Here is a 15,399-nt window from a genome sequence, read left to right on the forward strand (position 1 = left end):
CCTCTCCTCGCGCACGCACCGCGCCCCGCACCCTGCCGGAGCACCGCTCTGGCAGGGTGCTCGGTATGACGACCGCGAGCACCGACGAGACCGCCGACGAGTTCGAACGCCACCGCTCCCGGCTGTTCGGCCTCGCCTACCGGCTGCTGGGCTCCGCCGGAGAGGCGGAGGACGCCGTCCAGGACGCCTACCTGCGCTACAGCGGCGCCGACCGCACCCGGATCGAGCACCCGGCGGCCTGGCTCGCCAAGGTCGTCACCAACCTCTGCCTCACCCGGCTGACCTCGGCGCGCGCCCGGCGGGAGCGGTACGTCGGCGCCTGGCTGCCGGAACCCGTGATCACCTCCGACGGCACGCTCGGCCCCCTGGAGTCGGCCGAGCAGCGGGACGCCGTGTCGCTGGCGATGCTGGTCCTGCTGGAGCGGCTCACACCGACCGAGCGGGCGGTGTACGTGCTGCGGGAGGCCTTCGGATACGGCCACCGGGAGATCGCCGGGGTCCTGGAGCTGGGCGAGGCCAACTGCCGTCAGCTCTACCGGCGGGCCGTCCGGCGGGTCGGTGAGGCGCGGTGGCGGTTCGAGCCGGCGCCCGAGCGGCAGCGGGAACTGGTCGCCTCCTTCCTCGCCGCCGCGCGCGGCGGCGATCTCGCGGGCCTGGAGAAGCTGCTCGCGGCCGAGGTGACCTGGACCAGCGACGGCGGCGGCAAGGTCAGCGCGGCCCGCCGGCCGGTGCACGGCCGGGACAAGGTGTGCCGGCTCGTGCTGGGCGGCGCCGAGCGGTTCGCGGCCGGCCTGGAGTACACGGCGATCGAGGTCAACGGCGGGGTGGGGCTGGCCGCGTGGGCCGGCGGCAGACTCGCCGCGGTCGTCTCCTTCGAGCTGCGGGGCGAGTCCATCACGCAGGTGCGGGTCGTGGTGAACCCGGACAAACTGGGTTTCGTCCGGCGTCAGCTGGCGGAGGCGTAGACCGGCGCGGCGCGGCCGGCGAGGTCGTGCCCGACGGCTGCTGCCGGCCACGCATGTCACGTTCGCGACGCCTGTCCGGTCTCCCTTGACGCAGGGCGTTCCGTCCGGGACCGCCCCTCGCCCGGAAGGACCGAACGACATGACCACGATCCTGGTGACCGGCGGCACCGGAACCCTCGGCCGGCTCGTCACCGAGCGGCTGCGGGCGGACGGGCACGACACGCGGGTCCTCAGCCGGCACGCCCAGCCGTACGCCGTCGACCTGCGGACGGGCGGCGGCCTGGACGCGGCCGTCGCGGACGTGGACACGGTCGTGCACTGCGCGAGCAGCCCGCGCGGCGGCGACGAGCAGGCGGCCCGCCATCTCGTCGACGCGGCGCGGCGGGCCGGGGTGCGGCATCTGGTCTACATCTCGATCGTGGGCGTCGACCGGGTGCCGCTCGGCTACTACCGCACCAAGCTGGCGGTGGAGCGGCTGATCGAGGAGTCGGGGCTCGGCTGGACCGTGCTGCGGACGACCCAGTTCCACGACCTGCTGCTCCAGCTGTTCCAGACCCTCGCCAGGCCGCCGGTGATGCCCGTGCCGGCGGGGGTGGCGGACCAGCCGATCGACGTGGCCGAGGTCGCCGGCCGGCTGGTCGAACTCGCCCTCGGCGATCCGGCCGGACGAGCGCAGGACATGGGCGGCCCCGAGATCCGCTCCCTGGAGTCACTGGCCCGCGCCTATCTGACGGCGACGGGCCGCCGACGGCCCCTGATCCGCGTCCCCCTGTGGGGCCCCACCTACCGCGCCTTCCGCACAGGCGGCCACCTGACTCCGGATCGGGCCGTGGGGAAGGGCACTTTCGAGGAGTTTCTGAGGGCCCGGTCGGGCGGGGGTGGGGTGGGGCGTTAGCGGACGGGCGTGGGGAGCGCGGTGCGGGGGGGCGCGGCGCGCCGGGTCGCGGGGAGCCGGCTCCGGCAGGGCACCAGCCCGACAGGGCGCCTCGATGGGCGTTAGGCCGCTCAATGTCAGGCCGAAGGCCGCCAACGCCCCGGCGCTTCGCAACCTGGGCGCCAGCCCGGGACAGGGCGGCACCCCGACAGAGCGGCAGCCCGACAGAGCGGCCAGCTGGCGCCTGCCCGGCAGCGCGCCAGACCGTGCGACACCAGCCCGGCAGCGCTCCGGTGCGCAGGGCGCGACTCGTCAGCGCGCAGAGCCGCGAGTCGCGGTCCGGCCGGGCTCCAGCCCGGCACGGGCACGCGGGCCCTCCGCCTCGGCACGCGCCGTCCGGCACGAACTCCGCCTTCACACGCCCCGCCCGGCCCGGCACGGGCCGTCCGGCACACACCCCACCCAGCCACGCGCGGTCCAGCGGCGCTGAGCCGCGCGCTCCAAGCCGGTTGGCGCCGGCCCGGCGCGCCGCCGGTCCAGCAGTCGCCCGCCCGCCCCAGCGCGTCCCCAGCCCGGACAGGCGCAAGCGAGTCATCTCTCCGGTGGTGCGAACAGTTCGTCCTGGGCGTTGTCGCGTGCTGTCAGGAGTGCGCCGCGCAGGACGGCGCCGCCGCCCAGGCCGCTCGGGCGTACCTCGGTGACCAACGGGGACATGCGCCGCACTCGTGCTTCCACACGCGTGGCGAGCGGCGCCTGGCCGGCCTGGCCGATCTCTCCGCCCAGCACCACGCACCCGGGGTCCAGGACGGCCGCCACGGAGGCGACGCCGACGGCGAGCCGGTCGGCGAGCGCGTCCAGGAACCGGTCGGCGGGCCGGCCCGCTCCCCCGTCCGCGGGACGGCCGCCGCCGCTGCCGGATGCGGTGGCGGGATCGCCGCCGCCGGGGGGCGCCCCGGCGCCCTCGTCCGCCGGGCCGCCGGAGGCATCCCGTACCGCTGCCGCCACCAGGTCCGCCGCCCACGGGCCCGCGCCGGTCCGCGGCGCGCTCACGCCGCAGTGCGCGGCCAGCTCTTCGACGGCGGCGGCGCCCGCCAGGGAGTGGAAGCCGCCCGCGCAGTCGGTGGCCGAGGGCAGGCCGCTGGTTCCCGGCACGGGCAGGAAGCCGATCTCCCCGGTGCCGCCGGAGGCGCCGCGGCGCAGCCGGCCGTCGAGGATGACCGCCGCGCCGGTGCCGTGGCCGAGCCACAGCAGGACGAAGGTGTCGCGGTCGCGGGCGGCGCCCTCGCGCTGTTCGACGAGGGCCGCGAGGTTGGTCTCGTTCTCGACGATGACGCGGGCCTCGGGCAGCCGTTCGGCGAGCGCGGCGACCAGCCGCCGGTGCCAGGCGGGCAGACCGGTCGAGTCGCGCAGTTCGCCGCTGGCCGGGTCGATCAGTCCGGGCGCGCCGATCCCCACGGTGTGCAGCCGGTCGGCGCCCGCCTCCTTGGCGGTCCGCTCGACCAGGGCCACCGCCTGCTCCACGGCGGGCCCGGTGCCCGCGTCGTCGCCGATCGGCGCGGACGCCTGCGCGAGCACGCGTCCGAGCAGGTCGGAGACGACCACGGAGACCCCCTCGGTGCGTACGTCGAGCGCGGCGAGGTGGGCGCGGTCGGCGACGATGCCGTACAGCCTGGCGTTGGGTCCGCGCCGCTGCTCCCCCGCCTCGCCGACCACGGCGATGAGCCCGGCGGCGGTGAGGCGGTCGACGAGGTCGGCGACGGTCGGCCGGGACAGTCCGGTCAGCTGCTTCAACTGCCCTGCCGTCAGGGGCCCCTGCTCCTGCATCAGGCGCAGGGCGAGCCGGTCGTTGATGGCTCGGGCGGTGCTCGGGGATGCGGGCATGCCGGGATCCTCCCAGAGAGGCGGGCGGGCGCCGCGGTCGGCGCCGCCCATGCTCCCTATCTATCAGGCAGGGTTCCTGATAGTTTACGCCGCGACAACCCAGCGGCGTCCGGGGAGGGCCGGTTCATGAGCGCAGTGGTCTACGAGCAACGCGTCGTCCGGCGCGCCCGATACGCCGTGGCCGCCGTCTTCACCGTGCACGGCGCGGTCACCGGCTCGTTCGCGACCCGGGTGCCGTGGATCCAGGACCACGCCGAGGTGAGCGCGGGCCAGCTCGGCCTCGCCCTCGCCTTCCCCGCCCTCGGCGCGTCCGTCGCGATGCCGCTCGCGGGCTGGTTCAGCCACCGCTTCGGCGCCCGCCCGGCCCTGCGCGGGCTGCTGGCGCTGTGGACGCTGTCCCTGACCCTGCCGGCCCTCGCCCCCAACCTGGCCACCCTCTGCGCGGCCCTGTTCGTCTTCGGCGCCACGGCGGGCATGTCGGACGTCGCGATGAACGCGCTGGGCGTGGAGGTGGAGAACCGCCTCGGCCGGTCGATCATGTCCGGCCTGCACGGCATGTGGAGCGCGGGCGCGCTGATCGGCTCGGCGGCGGGCACCCTCGCCGCGCACCTGGGCGCCGACGCCCGCCTGCACCACGCACTGGCGGCCGCGGTGCTGACCGCGGCCGGCGCGGTGGCCTGCTCCTGGGTGCTCGACCTCCAGCCCGCCGAGGACGAGGAGCCCCCGCCCCGGTTCGCGCTGCCGCCGCGCTCGGCGGTGCTGATCGGCGCGGTCGGGTTCTGCGCGGTGTTCGCGGAGGGCGCGAGCCTGGACTGGTCGGCGATCTACCTGGAGGACGAGCTGGGGTCGTCGGCCGGCCTCGCGGCGGCCTGCACCACCGGCTTCACCTTCACCATGGCGGTCGCGCGGATCGCGGGTGACAAGGTGGTGGACCGTTTCGGCGCCGTGCGCACGGTCCGCTGGGGCGGGGTCCTGGCGGCACTCGGCGGGGCGCTGATCGTCCTGGCCGGGCACCCGGCGGTGGCGATGACGGGGTTCGCGCTGACGGGTCTCGGGATCGCCGTGGTGGTCCCGCTGTGCTTCGCGGCGGCGGGCCGCAGCGGCCCCAACCCCAGCCAGGCCATCGCGGGCGTCGCGACGATCACCTACACCTCGGGGCTGATCGCCCCGAGCGCGATCGGCGGGCTCGCCCAGGCGACCAGCCTGGTGGTGTCGTTCGGGCTGGTCACCGTGTTGTCCTGCGGGCTCGCCGGGTTCGCGGGCGTGCTGCGGGCCGGCGACCGCGACCGGCCGAAGGTCAGGCGCCCGGACGCAGCAGTTCCCGGCCCACGGCCCTGAACTCCTCGCTCCACGGCGCGGGCCGCAGGGTGTCCGGGTCCAGCCGGACCAGCACCCGGGTGCCGTGCGCGTACGTCGTGGCGCCGTCGGCGGAGCAGAAGCGGAAGCCGTACGTCAGTCCGGTGGTGCCGAGCCGCTCCAGCCAGAGGTGGACGGCGTACGCGCCGGGCCGGGTGACGGGCGCCTCGTAGCTGATGCGCAGCTCCTTGACGGCGTTGCAGGCGTCGCCGGCGGCGGCCCAGTCGCCCTCGAAGCGGAAGCCGTGCTCCTGCCACAGCTGGGCCCAGGCCCGCTCGACCATGAGCGGGTAGCGGGCGTTGTGCAGCAGCCCGAGCGCGTCCAGGTCGTCGAAGTGGACGGTGACGGGGAGCAGCCGGCCGTAGGAGAGGGCGGGGGCGAGCGAGGCTTCGGCGGTCACGGATGGCACTCCTGGGTCGGCCTTGAGGTACTGGAGGCGGCGCCTCACGACGCCTGGAGCGGGACCCCAGGACACCGGAGGCGGCACCTCGGAACGCTTGAGGTGGAACGTTCAACCACTCCATCCTAAGCAGGCGCTCAGCACCCCCGCGCACCAGGGACAATGGTCCGCGGCCCCCGCCCGCACGACGAAAGCGAAACCTCATGGATCTCGGCGTCCGCTGGAAACTGCACGGCGACGGACGCACCCCGGCCCCCGGAGCCGTCGTCCGCCCCGACGAGCGGCTGTCCTGGCCGCGCACGGCGGGGCTCGGCGCCCAGCACGTGGTCGCGATGTTCGGCGCGTCGTTCGTCGCGCCCGTCCTCATGGGTCTCGACCCCAACCTGGCGATCATGATGTCGGGCGTGGCCACGATCGTGTTCCTGCTCGCCACGCGCGGCCGGGTGCCCAGCTACCTCGGCTGCTCGCTGTCCTTCGTGGGCGTCGCGGCGGTCATCCGCGCCCAGGGCGGCACCAGCGCCACCGTCACCGGCGCGGTCCTCGTCGTCGGCGTCGCGCTGTTCCTGGTGGGCCTGGCCGTGCAGCGGTTCGGGGCGCGGATCATCCACGCCGCCATGCCCCCCGTCGTCACCGGCGCGGTCGTCATGCTGATCGGCTTCAACCTGGCCCCGGTCACCGCCTCCACCTACTGGCCGCAGGACCAGTGGACGGCCCTGCTGGTGATGCTGTTCACCGGGCTGGCCGTGGTGTGCCTGCGCGGTTTCTGGTCCCGGATCGCGATCTTCCTCGGCCTGGTCTTCGGCTACGGCATCTCCTGGGTCTTCGACCTGGCCTTCGGCAAGATCCACTCGGTGGACGGCAGCGGCAAGGTCACCGACCACTGGCGCCTCGACTTCTCCGCGGTCGGCCAGGCCGACTGGATCGGGCTGCCCTCCTTCCACGGCCCGTCCTTCGAGTGGTCGGCGATCCTGGTCGCCCTCCCCGTCGTGATCGCCCTGGTCGCCGAGAACGCCGGACACGTCAAGGCGGTCGGCGAGATGACCGGTGACCCGCTGGACGACAAGCTCGGCACCGCGATCTCCGCCGACGGCGTCGGCTCCGTGCTGTCCACCGCGGTCGGCGGCCCGCCCACCACGACGTACTCCGAGAACATCGGCGTGATGGCCGCGACCCGCGTCTACTCCACGGCCGCCTACTGGACGGCCGCCGCCTTCGCGCTGCTGTTCGGCCTGTGCCCCAAGTTCGGCGCGGTCGTCGCCGCCATCCCCGGCGGCGTGCTCGGCGGCATCACCGTCATCCTCTACGGCATGATCGGCCTGCTCGGCGCGCAGATCTGGATCAACGCCGGGGTGGACCTGCGCAACCCGCTGAACCTGGTGCCGGCCGCGGCGGGCATCATCATCGGCGTCGGCAACGTCTCCATGGAGATCACCGACAACTTCTCGCTCAGCGGCATCGCGCTCGGCACGCTCGTCGTCATCACCGGCTACCACGCCCTGCGCGCCTTCGCCCCCGCCCACCTCAAGACGCAGCGGCCCCTGCTGGACGAGGGCACCAGCTCCTACGGCACGGAGGCCGACGAGTCGGCTCGGCGCGCCAAGTCGTAGGCGTACGACGGGGTGAAGGTGCCCGGCGCCCCCTTGCAGCCGTCCGACTCCCCCGGCAGCTTCACCCACAGGTAGGCGTCGATGCGCTCCTCGCCGGTGGTCAGGGTCGGCGTCCGGCCCAGGCCGCGGCCCGAGGGGTCGCACCACTGGCCGTCGGCGGGGGCGCCGTTGCCGTTGCGGCTGGTGTCGATCACCGCGCCGAGGCCGGGCGGCCCGCCGAGGGCGTCGAGGACCCGCCGGACGTAGGGGATCTCGTCGGCGGTGCGGTGGAAGTTGGACACGTTGCTGAACACGCCGTCGGAGGAGGCGGGCGAGGCGGCGCCCGCCTGCCGCAGCAGCCGCGCCTGCCGCTCGGCCGGATGCCAGCCGGAGTGGCCCGCGTCGTGGTAGACGCGGGCCCTCGGGTTGGCGGCCTTCAGCACCCGGCCCGCGCGGGCCAGCGAGGCGAACCGGTCGGCGCGCTCCGCCGCGGGCAGGCAGCCGGCCTGCGCGACCGCGTCCGGCTCCAGGACGACGATCACCTCACCGGTGCCCAGCCCGGCCGCGAACCGGTCGATCCACGCGTCGTAGGCGTCGAGGCCGGGGGCGCCGCCCCGCGAGTGACCGCCGCAGTCGCGGTCCGGTATCGCGTACGGCACCAGCACGGGCACCCGGCTCCGTGCGGCGGCGCCGGACGTCACGGCGGCGACCCGGGCGGTGATCGTCGCCGGGGTGAAGTCCGCGAACCACACCGCGGCGGGCTGGTCGGCGATACGCGCCTCGATGACCGGGCGGCGCGGGTCGTCGGGGTTGGCGCGCACCCAGTCCAGGACCCGGGACTCGGGATGGCGGTAGAGCCGTTGCCCGGAAGCCGCAGTCGCGGCCGGACCGGAAGCCGCCGTCGGCGCCGGCGCGCCGCGCCGGTCGTGCCCGCCGCGGCCGGCCGGCGGCGTGCCGGGCTCCCGCCGCGCGGACGTGGGGCCGGGCGAGGCGGACGGCGAGCCGGATCCGGAACCGGACGGCGTGGTCGCCGGGGGCGGCGACGGCTCGGCGGGCAGCCGGTCCGGCCGGGGCGGCCCGGTGGTCCCGGCGGTCGTGGCCTCGCCGACGGCCGCGCGTCCGTCGAGCGCGGACACCACGCCGGTCACGGCGCCGGCCGCGACCACGACCGACGCCACCGCCACCATCGCGCTGCGCCGGACGGCACGCCTGCGCGCGGCCCTGCGCGCGGCCAGCCGCCGGGCACGGAAGCCTGGCACGTCCCCATCCCCCCTCGTGTCGCCGTCTCCCCCACGGCTCACTCTCCCGTGCGACGCCTTCGTTCCCCCGTTCCGGGGAAGCTGGGGCTCGCCGCCACCCGGGCAAGCCTAGGGCTGGGACGCTGCCCCCATGGCGCAGTTGGAACACCTCACCACTCCCGTCGACGCGGTCGTCGCACGCATGCGCGCCCTCGACGCATCCCTGCACCCGCGAGACGGACTCGCGGTCTTCAACCGCGTCTACCTCGCCGTCACGGAGGCGGTCGACCAGCGCATCGACGCGGGACGGTTCCGGGACCCGCTGGCCGCCGTCACGCTGGACGTACGGTTCGCGGAGCGGTATCTCGCGGCGGTCGACGCGGTCGCCGGGGAGCGGCGTCCGCCGGCCTGCTGGCGGCCGCTGTTCCAGTTCCGCCGACATCCCGGCGTACGTCCGCTGCAGTTCGCGCTGGCGGGCATCAACGCGCACATCGGGCACGATCTGGCGCTCGCCGTCGTGGACGCCTGCCGTACGCTGGGATGCGAACCGGCCGATCTGGAGGATGAGTTCGACCGCGTGGGCGACCTCCTCGTGACGCTGGAGGAGCGCATCCGCGAGGATCTGATGCCGGGCCCCGATCTGCTCCAGATCGCCGACCCGCTCACCCATCTGCTCGGCTCGTGGAGTCTGGAGCGGGCGCGGGACGCGACCTGGGCGGCGGCACGGGCGCTGTGGGCGATGCGCCGGCTGCCCGAGCTGACCGAGGAGTTCGTCGACCGCCTGGACGCCGCGGTGGGGTTCGCGGGACGCATGCTGCTCACTCCGCTACCCGCCTGATCAGGCCAACCGCCCGCGCCCACCGGACGATCCCCGGCACGGCGCTGTAGGTTGCCTGATCATCCAGCAGTCGGCGACACGAGGAGCACAGCCCCCATGGCGATCGGACTCGGCCTCGGACTCCCGCAGGCACGCCACTACGACCTCGGCCGCGACGTCCCCGAGGTGGCCCGCGCCGCCGAGCGCATCGGCTACGAGAGCCTGTGGGTCTTCGAGCGCGCGCTGCTGCCCGAACCCGCCACGCACGGGCTGTACGGCGTGGAGGGCCTGCCCTGGCCCGAGTTCTACCGGCACGTCGCCGACCCGCTGGTCACGCTGACGCTCGCCGCGGCGGCCACCGAGCGGGCCCGGCTGGGCACCAGTGTGCTGGTGGCGCCGCTGCACGTGCCGTTCCAGCTCGCCAAGTCGCTCGCCACGCTGGACGCGGCGAGCGGCGGCCGGGTGATCGCCGGATTCGGCACCGGCTGGTCCGTGGACGAGTACGCCGCCGCCGGCATCCGGCCGTTCGAGGAGCGCGGCCGGGTGCTGGACGAGCTGATCGAGGTGTGCCGCGCGGTGTGGGGCCCGGACCCCGTGGTGCACGAGGGCCCGACCACGAGGATCGCGTCCGCCGCGGTCGGCCCCAAGCCCGCCCGGCCCATCCCCGTGCTGCTGGCCGCCTCCGGCCCGCGGGCGCGGCGCCGGGTCGTCGACCACGCCGACGGCTGGATGCCGGTGGCCCTGGACGCCGCCGCGCTGGCCGAGGAGTGGCGGCAGCTGAAGGAGCTGGCGGCCGAGCGGGGCCGTACCGCCCCGCTCCGGATGGTGCTGCGGGTCAACGCGCAGTACACCCCCGGGACGTACGACGGCGCCGACCGCCGGCCCTTCCAGGGCAGCGTCGACCAGATCGTCGCGGACCTGGTGCCGTTCGCGCGGACCGGCCCGGAGGCGATCCTGATCGACTTCCTGGACTCGCCGCGTGACGCGCGGGAGCTGATGGACGTGGCCGAGCGGGTCCACGACAAGGCCCGCGCGGCCGGCGTCTGACCGCGCGGCCCCCGGCTCAGTCCTCCGGCAGCTCGACCGGCGCGATCTCGTCGTAGACGTCGCCCGGACCCGGGTTCGACGGGTCGGTCTCGCCGCCGAAGTGGTGCATGACGCCCCAGACCGCGTTCAGCGCGGTCTGGACGGCGCCCTCGGCCCAGCCGGCCGTCCAGGAGATGTCGTCGCCCGCGAGGAAGATGCCCCGCTTGTCCTCGGGCAGCCGGTCCTGCATGAAGTGCGTGAACAGGCGCCGCTGGTAGCGGTAGTGGCCGGGCAGGTTGGCCTTGAACGCGCCCATGAAGTAGGGCTCGTTCTCCCAGGAGACCGTCACCGGGCTGCCGATGATGTGCTTGCGGATGTCGACCTTCGGATAGATCTCCGACAGCGACTTGAGCATGACCTCCATCCGCTCGTTCGCGGACAGCGGCAGCCACTTCAGGCTGTCGTCGCACCAGGTGTACGACAGGCAGATCACGGCCGGCTTGTCCGGGCCGTTGTCCAGCAGGTAGGTGCCGCGGGTCATGCGGTCGGTGAGCGTCATCGACATGACGTCCCGGCCGGTCTCCTCGTCCTTGTCGAGCCAGAACGGCCGGTCGACGGGCACGAAGAGCTTGGAGGACTCCATGTAGTGGGTGCGCTCGATGGCGGTCCAGTGGTCGATCGGGAACAGCGAGTCGTCGCACTGGATCTTGGAGAGCAGCATCCAGGACTGGGCGGTGAAGATCGCCGCCCGGTAGGTGCGGATGTCGCCGTTGGCATCGGTCACGGTGATCCGGTTGCCCGCGGTGCGGTGCAGCCGGGTCACGGCCGGGCGGGGCGCGCCGTCGTGCAGCTTGGCCAGCGAGGTGCCGTACGGCCAGTGGACGATCTTCTCCGGCTCGCGCTCCCACAGCCGCAGCGGCAGCTGCTGGGAGCCGCCGACGATGCCGCGGTGGTGGTCGTCGGCCTCGGTGTAGACGACGCGGAGGATCTCCAGGATGGAGTTCGGGAAGTCGGTGTCCCAGCCGCCGGTGCCGAAGCCGACCTGGCCGAAGATCTCGCGGTGCCGGAAGGACTTGAACGCCTCCGAGTCGCACAGGAAGCCGTAGAAGGTCTGGTTGTCGAGCTTCTCGACGAGCTTCGACCAGATCTCCCGGATGCGCTTGACGTCCCGCTCGCGCATGGCCCGGTTCATGTCGGAGAAGTCGGCGCCCTCCTCCAGGCACTTGTTCCACGCCTCGGCGACGTCCCGGTAGACCTGCGGCAGGTCGTCGATGGTCTCGGCGTAGTGCGTCTCGCCCTTGAGGTCGACGACGGTCGACGGGGTGGCCTCGGCCAGCGGGTTCGGGAAGGGCCTGGTCTCCAGGCCGACCAGGTCGATGTAGTGCTGGAGGGCGGTGGAGGACGGCGGGAAGCGCATCGCGCCCATCTCCGCGGTCAGGGACTCGTCACAGCCCTCGAAGCCCACCGTGCGCAGCCGGCCGCCGATCTGGTCGGCCTCGTAGACGACGGGCTTGAGGCCCATCTTCATCAGCTCGTACGCGGCCACGATGCCGGACAGGCCGCCGCCGATGACGGCGACCTCGGTGCCGTGCTCGGTCGCGGGGATCTGGCCGAGTCCCGCCGGGTGGGCGAGGAAGTCGTCGTAGGCGTACGGGAAGTCCGGGCCGAACATGGTGATCGGCGGCTGCTGCTCGTCGGTGTGCTCGACGGCGTTGGGCACCGTGGACGTCATGGGGTACGGACTCCTTGCGTGGTGGAACAGGGGGGAGGCGTGGGGGGGGCGGCTCAGACGAGGGAGCCGTAGAGGCCCGGGCGCCGGTCCGTCAGATACGGGTTCGCCTCGCGGGACGCGGCGACGAAGGCGGGGTCGACGTCGGCGAGGAGCAGTTCCTCGGCGCGGCCGGCGCGGGTGCGGGCGATGCCGTCGGGCGCGGCCAGGGTGGAGAGCCCGACGAACTCGAACTCGCCTTCCACACCGACCCGGTTGACGTACGCGACGTACATCTGGTTCTCGAAGGCCCGCACCGGGACCAGGTGTTCGGGGACGAACTGGAACGGGTGCATCTGGGCCGTGGGCACCAGCAGCAGCTCGGTGCCCGCCAGGGCGTGGGCGCGGACGTTCTCCGGGAACTCCACGTCGTAGCAGATCATGATGCCGACGCGGACGCCGTCCAGCTCGGCCTGCACCACCGGCTGCTCGCCCGGCGTGAAGTGGTCGCGCTCGAAGCAGCCGAAGAGATGCGTCTTGCGGTAGTTGGCCAGGCGGGTGCCGTCGGCGGAGATCATCTGCGCGGAGTTGAAGACGGTCGTGCCGGCGCGCTCGGGGTAGCCGTACGCGACCGCCAGACCGTGGCGCGCGGCGATCTCGGCGACCGCGTCGGCCGCGTCGCCGTCGGCGGGCTCGGCGAGGCGGGCGATGTCGTCGCCGATGGCGTAGCCCGTCAGGAACATCTCCGGCGTGACCAGCAGCCCTGCCCCCGCGGCGGCGGCCCGGCCCGCGGCCTCGTCGAGAACCTTCAGGTTCTCCACGGTGGATCCGGGGCGGCCGGAGCTCTGGAGCAGGGCGATGCGCATGCGTGTTCCTCACCGGGACGGATGGGTGTGGGGGCCACGTAGACCGTACGGTCGGCCGGCTCGGGGGGACAAGGAGGAGCCGTTGCGCGCTCGTGCGCGGTTCGTTGCGTCCGTGCGGGCCTTCGCGGCGATTCGTTGCACGCCCCGCGGCGCCGGTCCCCGCCACCGCGGGGCGGACGGCCGCGGGTGGTTCCGCGACCGTCCGCCCCACCGCCTCTCACCTGCGCGAAGAGCCCTCGGGCGGGAGCCGGCGGCCGGACCTCGCCCACAGCAGCGCCGCGGTCAGCAGGTACGGCACCGCGAACCAGGTGAACGCGGTGCCGTGGCCGGTGGCCGTGCCGAGGACGGCGTACGAGCCGTACACCGCGACGGTGGCCACGCCGGTGCCGAGGCCGGCGACGGAGGTGAGGGTCGCCCGGGCGGAGGCGTCCACGCGCTCCTGGAGGCGGGCATCGGCCAGCACGGTCGCCAGCTGGAAGCCGCCGAAGGCGAGGGCGACGAGCACCAGACCGGCCGGGCTGCCCGTCGCCGCGCCCGCCGACAGGGCGAGCCCGGCGCCCGCGAGCAGCGCGGCGAGCCCGCGCGGGCCCAGGCGTTCGGCGGGGCCGGCCAGCAGACCGCCGGCCGTGGCACCGGCCCAGATGAGCAGGAGCAGGAACGGCACCTCCTCGTCCGGTACGCCCGTCTCCCGCGCCAGCAGCGGTGTGTACTCGTCGAGCGTGCCCCAGACCGCGGTCACGGTGGGGACGAGCAGCAGCGCGCCGCGCAGCGAGCGGTCCGCGCGGACGCGGGCGAGTCCGGCGCGCAGGGGGGCGGCCCAGCCGTCCCCGCCGGCCGCCGGGCCGCGGTGCTCCGGGAAGCGGGTCGCGACGGCGGCGGAGAGCAGCACGGCCAGCACGCTCAGCGCGCCCACGGCCGGGTAGCCGCCCAGCGCGAGGACCGGGCCGGCGACGCCCATCGCGGCCATCACGCCCAGCAGTCCGGCCGCCCGGGCCCGGCCCATGACGCGGGCGTAGCGGCCGGCCGCGCCGAGCCGGTCCAGCTCGTCGTGGACCAGCGCCTCCAGCGCGCCGGAGCCGAGCGCCTCGCCCGCGCCCCACAGCACGAAGCCCAGCGCGAACGCCGGGTACGACGGCACGAGCACCCACAGGGTGAAGCCGGCCGCGGTGAGCAGCGGGCCGAGCCACAGCAGCATGCGGCGCGAGACCGCGTCGGCCCAGACGCCCGAGGGGACCTCCAGCACCAGGCTGGTGACCGACCACAGGGCGAACAGCGAGGAGATCTGCCAGACCGACAGACCGGTGTCGCCGAACAGCAGCGCGTACACCGGGTACAGCGGGATCAGGTCGTGCAGGAACGCGTAGCCGTACAGCGTGCCCGTGAGACGGCGGACGCCGGCAGCGGGCACGCGTGCGGGTGAGAGAGTCATGAGGCCTTCCCGTAGGGGCGGATCGGACACCGGAGGTACGGCGTCCGAGGCGGCCCTCGGGAGGCGTGGCTGGGGGATCAATGTCGCCAGGTCATGACATCGATGCTAGGCGCTGGCGGCGGCCGGGCGCCGGGAATTCCGGGTGCCGGTGCCCATCCCCGGGGAGGAGACGGCGGCGGGGCGGCTCCCCCGCGCGGCGGCCGGTCTCCGTCCTGGGCAGGAGGCCGTCGGGCCGGAGGGCGGGCGGAACTGCCGCGTGGAGGACGACACCGACTCCACCGACCCACCGACCGCCTGCCGAAAGGTGTGCCATGGACCGCGCCGGCCACGCCGAGATCTCCGCCCTCCCGTTCGTCGACGTGCACACGGTCCTCGTCGACGCGGAACCGGCCGTCGTGTGGCGGGCGGCCGGCAAGGCGGTGACCCGGAGCTTCGCGGGCGGGCCCTCGGAGGGCGTCGCGCGGCTGCTGGGAGCTGCCGACCCGGCCGCTTCCGGACCCCGTCCGCCGGCCCCGGGAGCGACGGTGCCGGGCTTCCGGGTGGTCCGCGCCGTCGAGGACCGGGAGCTGGCGCTCGCCGGCCGCCACCGCTTCTCGGCGTACGCCCTGGTGCTGCGCCTGGAGGGGGAGGGCCCGGGGCGCACCCGGCTGCGGGCCGAGACGCGGGCGGCCTTCCCGGGTCCGGCCGGGCGTCTCTACAAGCTGCTGGTCATCGGGTCGCGGGCGCACCGGCTGGCCGTGCGCCGGCTGCTGGCGGGAATCCGCCGCCGGGCCGAGGCGGGCGGCCGGCCCGGGTCAGGTCGGGGAGCCGGAGGAGAAGCGGCGCAGCAGCGGTGAGAGCACCAGCACCGACTTGGTGCGCTCGACGAACGGCTCGCCCGCGATGCGCTCCAGGACCCGCTCGAAGTGCCGCATGTCGGAGGCGAAGACCTGGGCGACCGCGTCCGCGTCCCCGGTGACGGTGGACGCGGCCACAACCTCCTGGTAGCGCTCCAGGCCCCGCTGGATGGTCTCCGGCGAGGTGTTGCGGCGGCAGTAGATCTCGACGAACCCCTCGGTCTCCCAGCCGAGCGCCGAGGGATCGACGCGGACGGTGAATCCGGTGATGGCCCCGGTGGCGCGCAGTCGGTCCACCCGGCGTTTCACGGCCGGGGCGGACAGACCGACCAGCTGGCCGATGTCCGCGTAGGAGCGACGGGCGTCCTCGGCGAGGGCGTGCACGATGCGTTCGTCGAGATCGTTCAGCACTGGGGG

Annotated in this window: 14 protein-coding genes; 7 read left to right on the forward strand and 7 right to left on the reverse strand. The window is 74.6% G+C overall.

Annotation, left to right across the window (positions count from 1 at the left end; genetic code table 11):
• The first annotated feature begins 65 nt into the window (after positions 1–65).
• A complete protein-coding gene (locus tag G7Z13_RS05620) occupies positions 66–965 on the forward strand; it encodes an RNA polymerase sigma-70 factor (protein WP_165996617.1) in 900 nt (299 codons plus the stop codon).
• 139 nt (positions 966–1,104) lie between these two features.
• Entirely contained in the window at positions 1,105–1,860 is a 756-nt protein-coding gene (locus G7Z13_RS05625; protein ID WP_165996619.1) for an NAD(P)H-binding protein, read from the forward strand.
• Positions 1,861–2,430: 570 nt separating this feature from the next.
• Here G7Z13_RS05625 and G7Z13_RS05630 read toward each other — a convergent pair.
• Positions 2,431–3,720 (reverse strand): ROK family transcriptional regulator, encoded by a 1,290-nt coding sequence (locus G7Z13_RS05630; RefSeq protein WP_165996621.1) that lies wholly within the window; start codon positions 3,718–3,720, stop codon positions 2,431–2,433.
• A 126-nt stretch (positions 3,721–3,846) separates the two neighbouring features.
• Between G7Z13_RS05630 and G7Z13_RS05635 the strand changes: the two genes are divergently transcribed.
• Positions 3,847–5,058 (forward strand): MFS transporter, encoded by a 1,212-nt coding sequence (locus tag G7Z13_RS05635; RefSeq protein WP_165996623.1) that lies wholly within the window; start codon positions 3,847–3,849, stop codon positions 5,056–5,058.
• Here G7Z13_RS05635 and G7Z13_RS05640 read toward each other — a convergent pair.
• On the reverse strand, positions 5,018–5,476 hold the full coding sequence (locus G7Z13_RS05640; protein WP_165996625.1) for a thioesterase family protein: 459 nt from the start codon (positions 5,474–5,476) through the stop codon (positions 5,018–5,020). The two genes, G7Z13_RS05635 and G7Z13_RS05640, sit on opposite strands and share 41 nt — an antisense overlap.
• Positions 5,477–5,679: 203 nt before the next feature.
• Between G7Z13_RS05640 and G7Z13_RS05645 the strand changes: the two genes are divergently transcribed.
• On the forward strand, positions 5,680–7,083 hold the full coding sequence (locus tag G7Z13_RS05645; protein WP_165996627.1) for a solute carrier family 23 protein: 1,404 nt from the start codon (positions 5,680–5,682) through the stop codon (positions 7,081–7,083).
• Here the strand turns inward: G7Z13_RS05645 and G7Z13_RS05650 are convergent.
• Positions 7,038–8,249 carry a glycoside hydrolase family 6 protein gene (locus G7Z13_RS05650; RefSeq protein ID WP_166004681.1) on the reverse strand — a complete coding sequence of 404 codons (1,212 nt, stop codon included), beginning with the start codon at positions 8,247–8,249 and terminating at the stop codon, positions 7,038–7,040. The two genes, G7Z13_RS05645 and G7Z13_RS05650, sit on opposite strands and share 46 nt — an antisense overlap.
• A 202-nt stretch (positions 8,250–8,451) precedes the next feature.
• On the opposite strand from G7Z13_RS05650, the gene G7Z13_RS05655 reads away from it, so the two are divergent.
• Positions 8,452–9,138, forward strand: coding sequence for a DUF5995 family protein (locus G7Z13_RS05655; protein WP_165996629.1), 687 nt, complete (start codon positions 8,452–8,454; stop codon positions 9,136–9,138).
• A 96-nt stretch (positions 9,139–9,234) separates the two neighbouring features.
• The gene (locus G7Z13_RS05660; protein WP_165996631.1) at positions 9,235–10,164 is read left to right on the forward strand and encodes an LLM class F420-dependent oxidoreductase; all 930 of its coding nucleotides are present in this window, start codon (positions 9,235–9,237) and stop codon (positions 10,162–10,164) included.
• Positions 10,165–10,180: 16 nt separating this feature from the next.
• Here G7Z13_RS05660 and G7Z13_RS05665 read toward each other — a convergent pair whose 3' ends face one another.
• From G7Z13_RS05665 to G7Z13_RS05675, 3 genes are all read right to left on the reverse strand, one after another.
• Complete coding sequence (locus tag G7Z13_RS05665) at positions 10,181–11,875, reverse strand: NAD(P)/FAD-dependent oxidoreductase (RefSeq protein ID WP_165996633.1); 1,695 nt, start codon at positions 11,873–11,875, stop codon at positions 10,181–10,183.
• A 53-nt stretch (positions 11,876–11,928) separates the two neighbouring features.
• On the reverse strand, positions 11,929–12,717 hold the full coding sequence (locus G7Z13_RS05670; RefSeq protein WP_165996634.1) for a carbon-nitrogen hydrolase family protein: 789 nt from the start codon (positions 12,715–12,717) through the stop codon (positions 11,929–11,931).
• Positions 12,718–12,934: 217 nt separating this feature from the next.
• Entirely contained in the window at positions 12,935–14,146 is a 1,212-nt protein-coding gene (locus tag G7Z13_RS05675; RefSeq protein ID WP_165996636.1) for an MFS transporter, read from the reverse strand.
• Between the two features lie 311 nt (positions 14,147–14,457).
• Between G7Z13_RS05675 and G7Z13_RS05680 the strand changes: the two genes are divergently transcribed.
• A complete protein-coding gene (locus G7Z13_RS05680; RefSeq protein ID WP_165996638.1) occupies positions 14,458–14,982 on the forward strand; it encodes a DUF2867 domain-containing protein in 525 nt (174 codons plus the stop codon).
• Here the strand turns inward: G7Z13_RS05680 and G7Z13_RS05685 are convergent.
• Positions 14,941–15,393, reverse strand: coding sequence for an Lrp/AsnC family transcriptional regulator (locus G7Z13_RS05685; protein ID WP_043498934.1), 453 nt, complete (start codon positions 15,391–15,393; stop codon positions 14,941–14,943). The genes G7Z13_RS05680 and G7Z13_RS05685 overlap by 42 nt on opposite strands.
• Positions 15,394–15,399 lie beyond the last annotated feature (6 nt).

Origin of the sequence: Streptomyces sp. JB150 (genome assembly GCF_011193355.1) — a bacterium.
Lineage (GTDB): Bacteria > Actinomycetota > Actinomycetes > Streptomycetales > Streptomycetaceae > Streptomyces.

Bases quoted from the DNA above. Each gene is read 5' to 3' on its own strand.
- G7Z13_RS05620 (WP_165996617.1), top strand. From the start codon at position 66: ATGACGACCGCGAGCACCGACGAGACCGCCGACGAGTTCGAACGCCAC.
- G7Z13_RS05625 (WP_165996619.1), top strand. From the start codon at position 1,105: ATGACCACGATCCTGGTGACCGGCGGCACCGGAACCCTCGGCCGGCTC.
- G7Z13_RS05630 (WP_165996621.1), bottom strand. From the start codon at position 3,720: ATGCCCGCATCCCCGAGCACCGCCCGAGCCATCAACGACCGGCTCGCC.
- G7Z13_RS05635 (WP_165996623.1), top strand. From the start codon at position 3,847: ATGAGCGCAGTGGTCTACGAGCAACGCGTCGTCCGGCGCGCCCGATAC.
- G7Z13_RS05645 (WP_165996627.1), top strand. From the start codon at position 5,680: ATGGATCTCGGCGTCCGCTGGAAACTGCACGGCGACGGACGCACCCCG.
- G7Z13_RS05650 (WP_166004681.1), bottom strand. From the start codon at position 8,249: ATGGTGGCGGTGGCGTCGGTCGTGGTCGCGGCCGGCGCCGTGACCGGC.
- G7Z13_RS05655 (WP_165996629.1), top strand. From the start codon at position 8,452: ATGGCGCAGTTGGAACACCTCACCACTCCCGTCGACGCGGTCGTCGCA.
- G7Z13_RS05660 (WP_165996631.1), top strand. From the start codon at position 9,235: ATGGCGATCGGACTCGGCCTCGGACTCCCGCAGGCACGCCACTACGAC.
- G7Z13_RS05665 (WP_165996633.1), bottom strand. From the start codon at position 11,875: ATGACGTCCACGGTGCCCAACGCCGTCGAGCACACCGACGAGCAGCAG.
- G7Z13_RS05670 (WP_165996634.1), bottom strand. From the start codon at position 12,717: ATGCGCATCGCCCTGCTCCAGAGCTCCGGCCGCCCCGGATCCACCGTG.
- G7Z13_RS05675 (WP_165996636.1), bottom strand. From the start codon at position 14,146: ATGACTCTCTCACCCGCACGCGTGCCCGCTGCCGGCGTCCGCCGTCTC.
- G7Z13_RS05680 (WP_165996638.1), top strand. From the start codon at position 14,458: ATGGACCGCGCCGGCCACGCCGAGATCTCCGCCCTCCCGTTCGTCGAC.